A 14,388-nucleotide genomic window follows, 5' to 3' on the forward strand; every position below is an offset into this window, starting at 1 on the left:
ATATGTGTGAACGTAGCTCAACTGTTCTATGACACATCAGTTGTCCGACTTGTGTCTTCAACAACTATATACACATAATTATTACTTGTAAAGTATATTCATGCAATTAATATAAAAAAAGAAGGTCACATTCGCTCGAAAGCGAAATATGTGACCGTTCCATTGTCGCGAGACCCATACGGTTGCACCTGTTTGACAGAAGTCATGGGGATAGCACTGTATACATGCGGGTAACGTTCTCCATCCTCATCCAGCTCATAATGTAACAGCTGTCCGAGACGATTGACGTGCAACGAAACGAGCACGACCGCTTCTCCCGGATACGATTTTTTGACGACCTTTCCAATCTGTTGCGGCGTACAACATTTAATCGTCCCTTCCGATTGAAGTGACGGTTCATTGATTTCACCGCGTGACAGGGCAATCATATATTCTGCCTCCGTCATGATTTTGATGACTGGTTCCATATACCCTGCCCCTTTTCACAAAAGCGCAAAGGCAGTGCCTTTGCGCCGATGCTTGATTATGCGAAGTAGATGTCGAACAATGTTTGCAATTGGTCAACGAGTTCTTCAGCAGTTGACGACTCGATTTCACTACGCTCTACCATCGTCACGATGTTTCCATCCTCGAGGAGGGCAATCGATGGTGAAGACGGTGCATATCCTTCGAAATACTCACGTGCGCGATCTGTCGCTTCACGGTCTTGACCTGCAAATACGGTCACGAAATGATCAGGCTTCACACCTTCCATTTTGTTCACATATGCAGCAGCTGGACGAGCGATCCCGCCTGCACACCCACAAACCGAGTTGACGAGGACGAGTGTCTTCCCTTCTTTTTTCAACGCACCGTCTACTTCTTCCGGTGTCGTGAGCTCTGTGTATCCTGCAGCACGTACTTCGTTACGCGCTTGTTCGACTACATCTTGAAAATATAATTGAAAATCCATGTTGTTTCCCCTTTCGACATTTCGTCTATACTCCCTTATTTTACGTCTTGTTCTACCTCGAGGACAAGTCTATCGCTCAATTCCCGTTCTAAGAACGGATCTGCCCCTAACATCTGTTTGAAAGCAAGGTAACGTGCCTTCGTTTCAGCGGTCGCCTGACGGTTCGTCAAGTAGGCACGAATCATGATATTTTTCGGGGTGTGCTCGAGGTCGATGAATTCGAGCAGCTGGGCATCATACCCGACAAGACCGAGCAGTTCAGCCCGAATCGAATCGGTCGCGAGTGACGCGAACCGTTCTTTGATCAATCCGTGCTGAAGCATCACATCCAGATTCGGTGCTTGAATTTGACGATTCAATTCCTTTTGACAACACGGGACGCTTAAGATGACTTTCGCGCCCCAACGGACAGCACGTGCCAATGCCATATCGGTCGCCACGTCACATGCATGAAGAGTCACGACCATGTCAACAGCTGTTTCCCCTTCATATTCATTAATGTCTCCGACTAAGAATTCGAGTCGTTCATATCCAAGATCTTTCGCAATCGATGCACACTCTTCGATGACCTCTTTCTTCAAATCGAGTCCTGTGATATGCACGTCATATCCTTTCATCTCATGAAGGAAATGATAGAGCGCAAACGTCAAATACGACTTCCCTGAACCGAAATCCAAGATTCGGACGGTACGGTCTGTCGGCAAGTGTTTAAGCGAGTCCTCAATGAACTCAAGGAAGCGGTTGATTTGTTTAAACTTGTCGTACTTTTGACGCTTCACTTTCCCGTCCGCTGACTGAATGCCGAGTCGAATGAGAAACGGAACTGGCTCGTCGAGCGGGAGCACATATTGTTTTTCACGATTGTGGCTCAGTTGAACTTCTTTTTGAGCCGTCTGCTTTTCTTTCAACGTCACTTTGAACTTTTTCGATAATTGGAACTGGAGGTCAGAATCCTTTAACTGAAACTGTCCTTGTCGGAACGTTTCGAGAAGCTCATTCACTTCCGTGACGGCCTCATCTGGTGTCAAGTTTTTATGGTTCATCACCCGCTCATACTGATACTCGAACTGGATATGATACGCATTTCGTAACATGACCGGTTTCAATTTGATCCGTCTGAGATCGCTAGATTTTTGACGGGGTTGACTGATGGTCGCCGACACGAGATGATTTGATTGTAAGACGTCTGCGAGACGTTCTTGTAACGCTTTATATTCCAATGGATTCAATCCTTTTTTAGAAATTTTGAAACATATCGTTTCACCTATCCGTACATACTATTACACGAAGACGACGTTACGTCAAAGGAGGATACACATATGTTTAAAAAGATTTTATCATCAATCGGAATCGGTGCTGCAAAAGTCGACACACGCTTGAATGAAAGCCACTGTACACCGGGTGGAGAACTTACTGGAGTCGTCCATATCGAAGGTGGTTCGGTCGAACAATCCGTCGATAGCATCTATCTCTTCTTCAACACATTGTATAAACATGAGGTGAACGATAAATCGACATACTCGACGTTCACAATCGAAAAAATTTTATTGAATGAGGCACCGTTTATGATTGGTCCTGGAGAAGTGAAAGAGATCCCGTTCACAGTCAACGTCCCGTTCAATACACCACTCTCTGTGAGCCAATCGAAATCATGGATTGAGACGGGACTCGACATCGCCCAAGCCGTCGATCCGAAAGATGAGGATGCGATCACCGTACAACCGAATGCGGCTCAACAAGTCATTTTAGATGCGATGGACGAGCTCGGATTCCGTTTGAAGAAAGCCGACACGGAAATGCTCCCGGCGCGCCATCGTTCAGGACGTCTCCCGATTGCACAAGAACTCGAGTATTCAGCGAACGGTTCACGCTTCGGTCGACAATTGGACGAAGTAGAGGTCGTCATCTTACAAGAAGAGGGTTCGATTGAACTTCTCATTCAAGTCGACCGCAGTGTCCACGACCTCGGAAGCCTTTTCGCCGATTTGACGGGTTCAGACGAATCAACGCACCGTGTGCGATATGACGTCGCACGTTTATCAGTTGCTGAAGTCCGTCGCGACATCGAATCGATGATTGAACAATCGATTTGAGGAACTCACTGACACGCCATTTCGATGAATGGCGTGTTTTTCTGAGGTATTGAATTTGATAATCCATTATTTTACAATCAACATATGGAATCAACCCTTTTCTGGAGGTGACTACATCTTGTTTGCTTTAATCATGATCGGGAGTTTCGGTCTTGCAACGCTTGCCTTACCGATTCTAGAGACTAGTCTCTCTGATTCACTCGCTTTCTTCACGCTTGGTGGGCTCGAAGTGCTGATTGGTTTGATTGCCATGTCTCTCATGCGCGATCCGTCGACGAACGCCTTATTCTACATGAAGTTCATGCCCCATCTTGTACTACTGATTCATTTCCCTGCCTCACTCCTATTGCTTTGGATTTCTTCGGTCAGACATGATGGGGTCTCTGCATTTTCAATAAACTATATCTTCATATACTGGATGTTCCTGCTCCTGTTCGCCGTAGTCAGCAGATTGACGTACTGTGTCCATCAACGACGATTTCATAAGGCCCTTGATTAGAAAGGATGATTCAACGTTGGATTTACTTCAGTTACTCCAAGAACGAGCAATACCGCTCACACTATTCGCGACGCTCGGCCTATTCAGTTTCATGTTTGCGTTCGCACTATATAAATCCAAACCACGACTCTCCAAGGGACTCGTCACAATGGGCATGTCCTTGTCGTTCCTACTCTTACTGATCTCGGTCGCAAGCTTCGTCTTCACGGTATTCCTTGGCTATAACTCATAAAAAATGGAGGCACTCGATCGAGAGCGCCTCCATTTTTTAATCAATATACGGTATATGTGTTCGGGTCAATCGACTCGAGCGACTGTTTGATTGCTTGCAAGAACTGACCTGCGACGAGACCGTCGAGGACACGGTGGTCGACCGACATACAAAGGTTGACCATATCGCGTGCCGCAAACATTCCATTCATCCATACTGGACGCTTCACGATTGACTCGACTGATAGGATTGCCGCTTGTGGGTAGTTCAGAATCGGTGCCGATTGAATCGAACCAAATGCACCTGTGTTGTTGATGGTGAACGTCCCACCACGCATCTCTTCTGCCTTCAAACGGTTCTCACGCGCTCGCGTTGCAACGTCTTGAAGGGCCACGGCGAGACCTTTGATGTTCTTCTCATCCGCTTGGCGAATGACCGGTACGTAAAGGGCGTCGTTTGCCGCGACGGCTACCGAGAGATGGATGTCTTGGTGAACTTTGATGTGATCTCCTGCCCATTCCGAGTTCATCATCGGATACTTCTTCAATGCTTCGATGGCTGCCTTCATGAAGAACGGCATGAACGTCAATTTGACACCTTCCCGTTTCATGAACTCGTCTTTCAATTTCGCACGGGCTTCAACCAGGTTCGTCACATCCACTTCAATCATGAGCCATGCGTGTGGCGCCTCATGCTTCGAGCGGATCATATTGTTCGCAATCGCTTGACGTACCCCGGCTGTCGGAATCGATTCATAACGTCCAGATGACGTCGATGATGATGCGACCGGTTGTGACGGTTCAACGACAGGACGTGGCGCTTCAGTCGGAACGTCCAACTTCGTCTGTACCATCGTCTCTTGGACAGGTGCTTGTGTCGCTTTATCAGGAGTCGATGCCGGACGTCCTTCTGATAAGTAACGAAGAATATCTTTCCGCGTGATCCGACCGCCTAGACCGCTTCCGCTCAGTTCATTCAAATCGATATCATTCTCATTGGCGAGTCGGATGACAGCAGGTGAGTATCGACCGTTTCCACTCTGTTTTTTCGGAGTAGTGGCGACCGCTTGCTTAGAGACGGGTTCTGCAGGTGTCGTTTCTGCAATCGGTTCGGTCTTCGTCTCAACTACAGCTTCCTCCGCACTTTCAACTTCCATCGTCAATACCGGTGTCCCGACGCTGACAGTCTCCCCTTCCGGAATGAGAAACTCTTTGACGACTCCCGCACTAGTCGCCGGAATCTCGGCCGTCACTTTATCCGTCATGACTTCCGCGAGTGGTTCATACTCTTCCACACGGTCGCCCGGTTTGACGAGATAGGTCGTGATCGTGCCTTCAGTCACACTCTCCCCAAGTTGGGGCATGGTAATCGTTTGTTCCATGGAGATGCCTCCTTAAAACGCCGCGAGCTGACGCGCCCGCTCGGCAATTTTTTCTGGGGATACGATAAAGAATTTTTCCATCGGTGGTGCATACGGCATTGCCGGCACATCAGGACCTGCTAAGCGTTCAATCGGCGCATCGAGTTCGAAGAGCGCCTTCTCCGCGATAATCGCCGCTACTTCTCCGATGATGCTTCCTTCTTTGTTGTCCTCTGTCACGAGTAGCACTTTACCTGTCTTCTTGACTGACTCGATGATCGCTTCTTGGTCGAGCGGGTAGACGGTACGAAGATCGAGGATGTGCGTGCTGATCCCTTCTTCTTCGAGCGTTTTCGCTGCCTCTTGTGCCATATGCACACAAAGACCGTACGTGATGATCGTGATATCGTCACCTTCCCGTTTAACCGCAGCCTTACCGATTTCAACCGTATATTCGTCTGTCGGCAAGTCTGCCTTCAAAAGACGATAGGCGCGCTTATGCTCGAAGAAGAGGACAGGGTCGTTCGAACGGATTGCTGCTTTCAACAACCCCTTCGCATCGACTGGGTCAGATGGAATGACGACTTTTAGACCTGGCGTCGAACTGAACATCGCCTCGACCGATTGCGAGTGATAGAGTGCTCCGTGAATACCGCCACCGAAAGGAGCTCGGATGACCATCGGACATGTCCAATCGTTGTTTGAACGGTATCGAATTTTTGCCGCTTCAGAAACGATTTGGTTCACTGCTGGCATGATAAAGTCTGCGAATTGCATTTCTGCGATCGGTCGCATGCCGTACATGGCAGCTCCGACCCCGACTCCGGCAATCGCACTCTCAGCGAGCGGTGCGTCGATGACACGATCCTCTCCATACTTTTCAATCAATCCTTGAGTGGCTCGGAATACACCACCACGAACGCCGACGTCTTCCCCGACGACGAAGACGTTTTCGTCGCGCTCCATTTCCTCATGAATCGCTTCATTGATCGCTTCGATAAACGTTTTCATCATTTTTCCTCCTCATAGACGTAATCTAGTGCAGATTCAGGCGATGCATACGGTGCTTTGTCCGCATATGTCGTCGCTTCATTCACTTCAGCATCGATTTGTGCATCGATTTCAGCAAGTGTCTCCGCCGTTGCGATTCCGTCGTTCACAAGTCGTTGACGGAACAATTGAATGCCATCCCGCTCTTTTAACCCCGCCAATTCTTCAGCTGAACGGTACGCTTTGTCATCGTCATCCGATGAGTGTGGCACGAGACGTTCAACTTCTGCTTCGATTAATGTCGGTCCTTCTCCGCGAAGTGCACGTTCACGCGCTTCCTTCACGACCGCATAGACGGCGATCGGGTCTGTCCCGTCGACTGTCACACCTGGCATGCCGTAACCTTTTGCACGGTCTGATACGCGCTCACATGCCAACTGTTTCGTAAGAGGAACCGAAATCGCATACTTGTTGTTCTCACAGAACAAGATGACCGGCAACTTGTGGACACCTGCAAAGTTTGCGCCTTCATGGAAGTCTCCTTGGTTCGAAGACCCTTCTCCGAACGAAACGAACGTGACGAGTTCTTCTTTTTTCATCTTCGCCGCAAGTGCGATCCCGACTGCATGAGGTACTTGTGTCGTGACCGGAGATGAACCCGTTACGATGCGATGTGCTTTCGATCCGAAGTGACCAGGCATCTGACGACCACCTGAGTTCGGGTCTTCCGCTTTCGCGAATGCCGACAACATCAAGTCTCTTGACGTTTGACCGAAGTGAAGGACGACCGCCACATCACGATAATAAGGCAAGACGTAGTCGATTCCTTTTTCGAGTGCGAACGCCGCACCGACTTGCGCCGCTTCTTGTCCTTGACATGAGACGACGAATGGGATTTTCCCGGCGCGGTTCAACTTCCACATCCGTTCATCGATTTTGCGGGCACGTACCATCGTTTCGTACATCGCCAATAAATCTTGTTTTGTTAAACCAAGCTCTTCATATGAGTTTACAGTCATCTGTTCCATCCTTGTTCCTCCTTAGGCGTGAATCGGTAATCCATCGACGGCAAGAGCCGCTTCTTGGAAGGCTTCGCTCAGTGCAGGATGCGGGTGCACAAGTTGTCCCATCTCCCAAGCCGTCGCGTTCAAGACGAGCGCGAGTCCACCTTCTGTGATGAGTTCGGTCGCTTTCGGTCCGACGATATGAACACCGAGAAGGTCGTCTGTTTCTTTGTCCGAGACGAGTTTGACGAATCCGTCGGCTTGTCCTTCAATCCGCGCTTTCCCGAGTCCGTTGAATCGATACGTCCCCGTCTTCACATCATGTCCGGCCTCTTTTGCCGCCTCTTCTGTCAAGCCGACCGAAGCGACTTCAGGGACACTGTATACACAGCGTGGGATGAGCGCATAATCGAGCGGTGTTGGTTCAAGACCAAGAATCGTCTCGACCGCTTTCACACCTTCTGCCGACGCGACGTGGGCGAGTTGTAACTTTCCGATGCAATCCCCGATTGCGAAGATATGACGTTCTTTCGTCCGATACTGACTATCGACTTGAATGATCCCGTTCTCTACGACGATAGAAGTGTTTTGAAGTCCTAAGTCTTCCGTGTTGGCAACTCGGCCAACCGAGACGAGGACACAGTCTACTTGTAACATCTCTTCCCCGACAGCAAGCTCCACTGCATTTTCGTGAATCAATGTTCGTTCAGCGTCGACCGTCACGCTCTTCTTCACACGGACGCCACGTTTCTTCAATAGACGCTCCACTTCACGGGATACTGCTTTGTCCTCGAGTGGGAGTAATCGATCTCCTACTTCGATCAACGTCACGTTCACATCTAAATCGACGAGCATGGACGCCCATTCAACTCCGATGACCCCGCCACCGACAATCGCAATCGATTCAGGAAGCGTTTCAAAATTGAGGAGGTCGTCTGAATTCAAAATCCGCTTGTGATCGAACGGCAATCCAGGAAGTTCACGAGGAATCGACCCTGTCGCGATAATCAATTGATTCGGCAAGATCAGTTCTGATTCACCGCTTTCATCTTCAACGGATACAGTCCCTGGTTGAGGTGAGAAGATGCTTGGTCCAAGGATCGAGGCTTTTCCGCGAAACACTTCGATTTTCCCTTGTTTCATCAAATGCTCGATTCCCTTTTCAAGACCAGCCACAAGATCACGTTTATACGTTTGAGCGCGTTCCATATTGAACGTCACATCTCCCGTCTCCACGCCATACGTCGCACTTTGCTTCGCCGTTTGATAGACATGGGCAGCTTTTAAAAGTGCCTTCGTCGGGATGCATCCTCTATGTAAGCAGGTGCCGCCTAACTTTCTCGCCTCGACGATTGCGACAGATTTTCCTGCATGGGCCGCCTTGATTGCAGCCACATATCCTCCTGGTCCTCCACCGATGACGACAACATCAAATTCTCGTGCCATGTGTATCCCCCTCATAAACTCGTGCGGTCTCTTCCTTCTCGATGACGCGAAGTGCACCTTCAGCCAACGCTTTAAGCTCATCTTCACCCGGATATACGTGTACCGGCGCGAGATAAGTGACACGCTCCTTGATTTTTTCAGTCAGCCACTCGGAATATGCGATCCCGCCCGTCAGTAAGATGGCATCCACACGACCGCATAATGTCGCGCCGTGTTTTGAAATCTCTTGAGCGACACGATAAGCCATCGTCTCATACAACAGTCTCGCCTCATCATCACCTGATTCGACCCGCTGCTCGATCTCAATGGCATCGAACGTACCGAGATGAGCAAATAGGCCGCCCTGACCGACAATTTTCTTTTTCATTTCCGATTCTTTATACCTGGTACTATAACATAGTTCTACTACCTGTCCAACAGGAATCGAGCCTGCCCGCTCCGGCGCGAGCGGTCCATCTCCGTCGAGACCATTATTCACGTCGATGACTCGACCTGCCGCATGGGCACCGACTGTGATTCCCCCACCAAGATGCGCAACGATAAGATTCAGCTCATTGTAATCGCTTCCATTTTCAGCCGCGAATCGTTTCGCGACAGCCTTTTGATTGAGGGCATGGAAAATGCTACGACGATTGATTTCTGGCATGCCGGTCTTTCGGGCCAACTCGTCCATCTCATCGACGACGACTGGATCCACTATGAAACTAGGAATCCCTTCAGCCCCAGCGATTTTCGAAGCAATCAGGCCACCGAGATTCGATGCATGCATCCCGAAACGTCCGCTCGTCAAATCTTCACGCATGAGATCGTTGACTGTATACGTTCCTGACGTCATCGGTGCAAGCAAGCCACCACGACCGACGATCGCGGTCAAATCATTGACCGCGATGCCCGTCTCTTCTAACAAGGCGCGTACTTCTTGCTCACGATGAGGCAACTGCTCTGGAAGTGTGAGACCCGTCACATCGATCGCATGTCGGACCGTGCGTGTCATCACTTCCTCCTTCCCATCAAACAATCCAACTTTCGTCGAGGTCGACCCTGGGTTGATTGCAAGAATTAGCCGTTTTGTCATCTTAGCGTCTCCCTAGGATGCTTTTTTCAACTTTAAGGAACTGACTGCGTGAACGCGACATCATGTGAATCCGCTCTTCCGCCATCTTATCGGCCGCAACGTGCGTTGGTACGCCATCACGTTCTGCGATTTCAAAGACGCGCATCATGTTGTCATAGATGAGTTCGACTTTCTTCATTGCCCGTTCACGGTTGTAGCCTTCAAGTTCGTCTGCGACGTTGATGACACCACCTGCATTAATGACGAAGTCTGGTGCGTATAGAATTCCATTTTCGTCGAGCACGTCTCCGTGACGATCTTCTGCCAATTGGTTGTTGGCAGCACCTGCGACGATTTGTGCTTTCAATTGTGGAATTGTTTTGTCGTTGATGACGGCACCGAGAGCACATGGAGCGAAAATGTCACATTCGACCGCGTAAATCTCATCCGGTTTGACGACCGTCGCACCAAAGTCTGCTTCGGCACGTTTGAGTGCTTCCTCGTTAATGTCAGTCACAATCAAATGAGCACCCTCTTCGTGGAGGTGGCGACATAAGTTGTAGGCCACGTTACCAACACCTTGTACAGCAACGGTCTTCCCTGCGAGCGAATCTGTCCCAAATTTCCATTTCGCAGCAGCCTTCATTCCACGATACACACCATATGCCGTGACCGGTGAAGGGTTACCACTTGAACCGAATGCAGGACTGACGCCCGTGACGTAATCCGTTTCCATGTGAATGAAGTCCATGTCGGCAACTGTCGTATTCACATCCTCAGCCGTGATGTAACGGCCACTGAGCGATTGAACGTATCGTCCGAACGCACGGAAGAGCGCCTCTGATTTATCTGTCTTCGCGTTTCCGATGATGACGGCTTTCCCACCCCCGAGGTTGAGACCCGCTGCCGCATTCTTGTATGTCATCCCTTTTGCAAGACGCAACACATCTGTGAGTGCCTCTTGTTCAGATTCATAGTTCCACATACGGAGTCCGCCGAGAGCTGGTCCGAGCGTCGTGTCGTGGATGGCGATGATCGCCTTTAGTCCAGACGCTTGGTCTTGGCAAAATACGATTTGCTCGTAGTCCTCAGATTGTAAGACATCAAAAATACGGAAGCGTGGCTCTGTGTTTGTTTCCATCATGATTAATTCCTCCTGTTAAGTACGATTAATGTTTAGCATGTAACAAAGCGAATGCGAGTGAATATAGTTTCGCTTCTGCAGTATCGGCACGACTTGTCAATACGACAGGGGCAGATGCGCCGACGACAATCGCCGCTACGCTCGCCTCTGCGAAATACATGATTGATTTATAAAGGACGTTGCCGACCTCTATGTAAGGTACGACTAATAAGTCGGCTTGTCCGGCAACTTCACTGTTGATTCCTTTTTGCTTTGCTGCGACCATGTCGACAGCGTTGTCGAGCGCGAGCGGTCCATCTACGACACAGCCCTTGATTTGTCCACGTCGGTTCATTTGGCTAAGTAGTGCCGCGTCGAGAGTCGCATTCATTTGTGGATTGACAACCTCGACTGCTCCAATGGCTGCGACTTTTGGCGATTCGTAACCGATGTCATGCATCGCTTCTACCGCATTGTGAATGATTTCGACCTTCTCTTCGAGTGTCGGTGCGATATGAATTGCCGCATCCGTCACTCCAATCAACTTTTCACGATTCGGAATTTGGAATAGTGCGATGTGGCTAAGCGTCCGTTTCGTACGGAGTCCAGCTTCTCGATTGAGGACGGCTTTCATAAATGTCGATGTCGAGACCATTCCCTTCATCAGGACGTCCGCCTCTTTATTTTTCACAGCTAATGCGGCACGTCGCGCAATCTCAACGTCACCTTTCGCATGTAAAATATCGACGGCTGACTCGTCGATTCCATGCTGTTCACATAACTTTCGGATTTCCCGAGCTTCCCCGAACAAAATGAAGCGTGATAATCCATGATCCGTAGCGAGTTTTACGGCGCGAATTACCTCTTCGTCCGCCGCCCCGGCAATGGACACGGTACAGCCTTCTAACTGCTTTGCGTTCGTCAGCATCCGTTCAAAATTCATCATTGTCCCCCCTTGCTCTCTACACTATATCATAAGCAAGTTTGTTTCCTAAATTGTAAGCGCTTTATAATGCGGATGACCATGCAAATTAATGCTTACCATGCAGGAATATTCATGCAAATTATTGCGTGGTTCCGAGTTTATTGTATAATGTTCGAATCGAAATCTTTAATCGGCGGGCCGCTTCTGATTTGTTGCCGCCTGCCTCTTCAATTGTTCGTTCAATCAAATCGCGTTCATATTTTACAACGGCCTCGTGAAACGTTCCAGATTCGACTACTTTTTGACTCGTGGAACGATTGGATAACTGCAGGTGATGTGGGGCAATCCACTGTTCGGAACTTGCCATATAAATCATCGCTCGCCCAATCACATTCTCAAGTTCTCGCACATTCCCTTTCCAATGTTGGCTCTTCAGTAATGATAAGGCATCTTCGTCAACGCCGCGTACACTACGACCGTACTCTTGATTCAGTTTACGGATTATCCGTTCACATAGTGCCTCGAGTTCATTTAATCGCTCACGTAATGGTGGAATATGGATCGGCATCCGATTGATTCGATAATACAAATCTTCCCGGAATGTTCCGTCTGCTACCTTTTGTTCAAGATCGGCATTCGTTGCGGCAATGATCCGGACATCGATTGGGATTGCTGTCGTCCCTCCGACTCGGACAATTTCATTTTCTTGGAGGACACGTAAGAGCTTCACTTGGACATCAAGGGGCAGCTCCCCGATTTCGTCTAGAAAGAGTGATCCGCCATCCGCTTCTTCGAAATATCCCGTTTTCCCGCCTCGTCTAGCTCCACTGAAGGCTCCATCTTCATAACCGAATAGCTCACTTTCAAGTAGCGTCGGTGAAATCGCCGCACAGTTCACGCGAATGAACTTTTTATATTTTCGAGGAGATTCTCCATGAATGGCATGGGCGAACAGTTCCTTTCCTGTTCCCGATTCTCCGCGAATCAATACCGTCACAGGGGTCACAGCGGCAAGTTTTGCCTGTTCGATGACAAATCGCATGGCATCACTCGTCGCAATGATATCGGCAAACTGATATTTCGCTTCTAGATTCCGAATGCGTGTCTTTGCCTCCTGCAATTCATCACGCAGTGCACGAATCTGAGATACGTCACGAATGACCCCGACCGATCCTCGCAACTTCCCTTCAACGATGATCGGTTCCGCATTCACAAGAATATCTCGGCGTGTCGCCCCAATTTGCATCCGGATGTCCCGAACGCCTTGCCCGGTCGATAGTACTTTTAAATGGACGCTTTCCTGCATCCCGATATCTGCCGTCGCTGGTTTGTCGACCACATCTTCTTTTTTGAATCCGGTCAACCGTGTATAAGACGGATTGATCAAAATCGTGTTACCGTGATGATCTGCGACCGAGATGGCCTCACTCGTACATTCAATAATGGCCTCGAGCATTTGTTGATTCTGTTTCAATCGTTCGACCACAATTCGAATAAATTCCCCTGGTAAGACGACTGCATCTTTGAAATGATCTTTTAATTGTTCGAACGTTTGATGCTTCCCCGTCGTTTCGATGACAAAATCTAGAGTCGCATCCGCATACTGTTTCCAATCGTCCGCCACAGATATGCCATAACTTTTAGCAAGGGCTATTCCTTCGGCAGATGCATCAGAATCTACGACCGCGATAATGGTCGCCAATGGTGAATCCATCAACATATTTAATACCTCAGTCCCGCCTTTTCCAGCTCCGACAATCATCAATCGTTTATTCATACCGATTCCCCCATCAACTCTCTTCTCTATTTCATGCTACTGAATCCTCACCTGATTCGCAAGCTGCCCAAAAATAGACCGTGTCGAACAGATCGATTTCTGTTAAAATAATGAATGATAAAGGAGGAGATTGCATGCGTTTTATCGCGCTTCTAATCTTAATCGTCCCTGGGTTATTAGGTGTTTACGGAATCAAATTGCTACGCGATAGCTTCTTTTTGAAGACGAGCGCACCGTTTTCATGGTTCGATTCACTCGCTGCCGCCTCCATGTTGCAGGGCACCTTTGGGCTTCTGCTCGCCATGGGCGGGATCGGATTTGTAGCTGGCTATATTTTTAACCGCGACAAAAAACAGGAAAGTACAACGCCTCGACTCATAAGCACACAAAAAAAGGTTCCCTAACTTGACTTCATTTCAAGTGCGGAACCTTTTATTCATATTGAATTGTGATCACTACGGATGATCTCCTTTCAAACTACGTTACTTACTTTGACATGAAATCCAACGTCTTCTTAATGAAGAAGTATGAAAGAACTTTAGTAACTGCCGTCTTGCGTGAACGGAATCTTACCATTCGAGTTACTAACTGATTTACTTATCGGATCATGTCGAACCATCCATCGTGAAGTCGAACGCTTGCCATAAACTGTTCAACGGTTGACAACACTCCTTTTGGTTAACTGAACGATTGTTTTTTCCTATACCAACCCCTAGCTTCGAGTTGATGATAGAATCGCCTCGCGAATGAGCGACTGTCGCGACCTCACGTCGGGACATTAACGACTTGAGGTGTCGTTCCCACCTCTGAGCTATAATCGGATAGCGAACCGAGATGATTTTGGTTTCTTCAAACGTTGCTCCGGAACAAGTTTGAAAAGCGTTCATCTGACGCTTGTCCAAGTAACTTGGTACACCTTTATTATAACAAAGGTCCATCATTTTGCAAGCGCTT

At 48.7% G+C, this 14,388-nt stretch carries 15 protein-coding genes; 4 read left to right on the plus strand and 11 right to left on the minus strand.

Annotated features, from left to right (window positions below; genetic code table 11):
- Window positions 1–125: 125 nt before the first annotated feature.
- Genes EAT1B_RS02470 through EAT1B_RS02480 form a run of 3 tightly spaced genes read right to left on the minus strand, consistent with a single transcriptional unit; the run spans window position 126 to window position 2,172 of the window.
- Window positions 126–467, minus strand: coding sequence for a DUF952 domain-containing protein (locus EAT1B_RS02470; RefSeq protein ID WP_012726550.1), 342 nt, complete (start codon window positions 465–467; stop codon window positions 126–128).
- Between the two features lie 56 nt (window positions 468–523).
- Window positions 524–952 carry a BrxA/BrxB family bacilliredoxin gene (locus EAT1B_RS02475; protein WP_012726551.1) on the minus strand — a complete coding sequence of 143 codons (429 nt, stop codon included), beginning with the start codon at window positions 950–952 and terminating at the stop codon, window positions 524–526.
- A 35-nt stretch (window positions 953–987) separates the two neighbouring features.
- A complete protein-coding gene (locus EAT1B_RS02480; protein WP_012726552.1) occupies window positions 988–2,172 on the minus strand; it encodes an SAM-dependent methyltransferase in 1,185 nt (394 codons plus the stop codon).
- A 99-nt stretch (window positions 2,173–2,271) separates the two neighbouring features.
- Between EAT1B_RS02480 and EAT1B_RS02485 the strand changes: the two genes are divergently transcribed.
- The 3 genes from EAT1B_RS02485 to EAT1B_RS02495 all read left to right on the plus strand — a co-directional run bounded on the left by EAT1B_RS02485 (window position 2,272) and on the right by EAT1B_RS02495 (window position 3,776).
- On the plus strand, window positions 2,272–3,045 hold the full coding sequence (locus tag EAT1B_RS02485) for a sporulation protein (RefSeq protein ID WP_012726553.1): 774 nt from the start codon (window positions 2,272–2,274) through the stop codon (window positions 3,043–3,045).
- 118 nt (window positions 3,046–3,163) lie between these two features.
- Window positions 3,164–3,544, plus strand: coding sequence for a hypothetical protein (locus EAT1B_RS02490; protein ID WP_012726554.1), 381 nt, complete (start codon window positions 3,164–3,166; stop codon window positions 3,542–3,544).
- 16 nt (window positions 3,545–3,560) lie between these two features.
- Entirely contained in the window at window positions 3,561–3,776 is a 216-nt protein-coding gene (locus EAT1B_RS02495) for a hypothetical protein (protein ID WP_012726555.1), read from the plus strand.
- A 40-nt stretch (window positions 3,777–3,816) separates the two neighbouring features.
- Here EAT1B_RS02495 and EAT1B_RS02500 read toward each other — a convergent pair whose 3' ends face one another.
- The 8 genes from EAT1B_RS02500 to EAT1B_RS02535 form a co-directional block, all read right to left on the minus strand.
- Window positions 3,817–5,136: a dihydrolipoamide acetyltransferase family protein gene (locus tag EAT1B_RS02500; RefSeq protein WP_012726556.1), complete on the minus strand. Its 1,320-nt coding sequence runs from the start codon at window positions 5,134–5,136 to the stop codon at window positions 3,817–3,819.
- Between the two features lie 12 nt (window positions 5,137–5,148).
- Complete coding sequence (locus EAT1B_RS02505; protein WP_012726557.1) at window positions 5,149–6,126, minus strand: alpha-ketoacid dehydrogenase subunit beta; 978 nt, start codon at window positions 6,124–6,126, stop codon at window positions 5,149–5,151.
- Entirely contained in the window at window positions 6,126–7,133 is a 1,008-nt protein-coding gene (locus tag EAT1B_RS02510; RefSeq protein ID WP_012726558.1) for a thiamine pyrophosphate-dependent dehydrogenase E1 component subunit alpha, read from the minus strand. Before EAT1B_RS02510 ends, EAT1B_RS02505 begins: the two co-directional genes overlap by 1 nt.
- A 12-nt stretch (window positions 7,134–7,145) precedes the next feature.
- Window positions 7,146–8,555, minus strand: a complete 1,410-nt coding sequence (gene lpdA / locus EAT1B_RS02515) for a dihydrolipoyl dehydrogenase (RefSeq protein WP_012726559.1) — start codon at window positions 8,553–8,555, stop codon at window positions 7,146–7,148.
- Complete coding sequence (buk, locus tag EAT1B_RS02520) at window positions 8,539–9,630, minus strand: butyrate kinase (protein ID WP_012726560.1); 1,092 nt, start codon at window positions 9,628–9,630, stop codon at window positions 8,539–8,541. Before buk ends, lpdA begins: the two co-directional genes overlap by 17 nt.
- Before the next feature lies 1 nt (window position 9,631).
- A complete protein-coding gene (locus tag EAT1B_RS02525; protein ID WP_012726561.1) occupies window positions 9,632–10,753 on the minus strand; it encodes a Glu/Leu/Phe/Val dehydrogenase in 1,122 nt (373 codons plus the stop codon).
- Window positions 10,754–10,778: 25 nt separating this feature from the next.
- A complete protein-coding gene (yqiS, locus tag EAT1B_RS02530; RefSeq protein ID WP_012726562.1) occupies window positions 10,779–11,675 on the minus strand; it encodes a phosphate butyryltransferase in 897 nt (298 codons plus the stop codon).
- A 121-nt stretch (window positions 11,676–11,796) separates the two neighbouring features.
- Complete coding sequence (locus tag EAT1B_RS02535; protein WP_012726563.1) at window positions 11,797–13,434, minus strand: sigma-54-dependent Fis family transcriptional regulator; 1,638 nt, start codon at window positions 13,432–13,434, stop codon at window positions 11,797–11,799.
- A 134-nt stretch (window positions 13,435–13,568) separates the two neighbouring features.
- On the opposite strand from EAT1B_RS02535, the gene EAT1B_RS02540 reads away from it, so the two are divergent.
- The gene (locus tag EAT1B_RS02540; protein ID WP_012726564.1) at window positions 13,569–13,838 is read left to right on the plus strand and encodes a DUF2627 domain-containing protein; all 270 of its coding nucleotides are present in this window, start codon (window positions 13,569–13,571) and stop codon (window positions 13,836–13,838) included.
- Window positions 13,839–14,388: the final 550 nt, after the last annotated feature.

It is taken from the genome of Exiguobacterium sp. AT1b, from assembly GCF_000023045.1.
Lineage (GTDB): Bacteria > Bacillota > Bacilli > Exiguobacteriales > Exiguobacteriaceae > Exiguobacterium.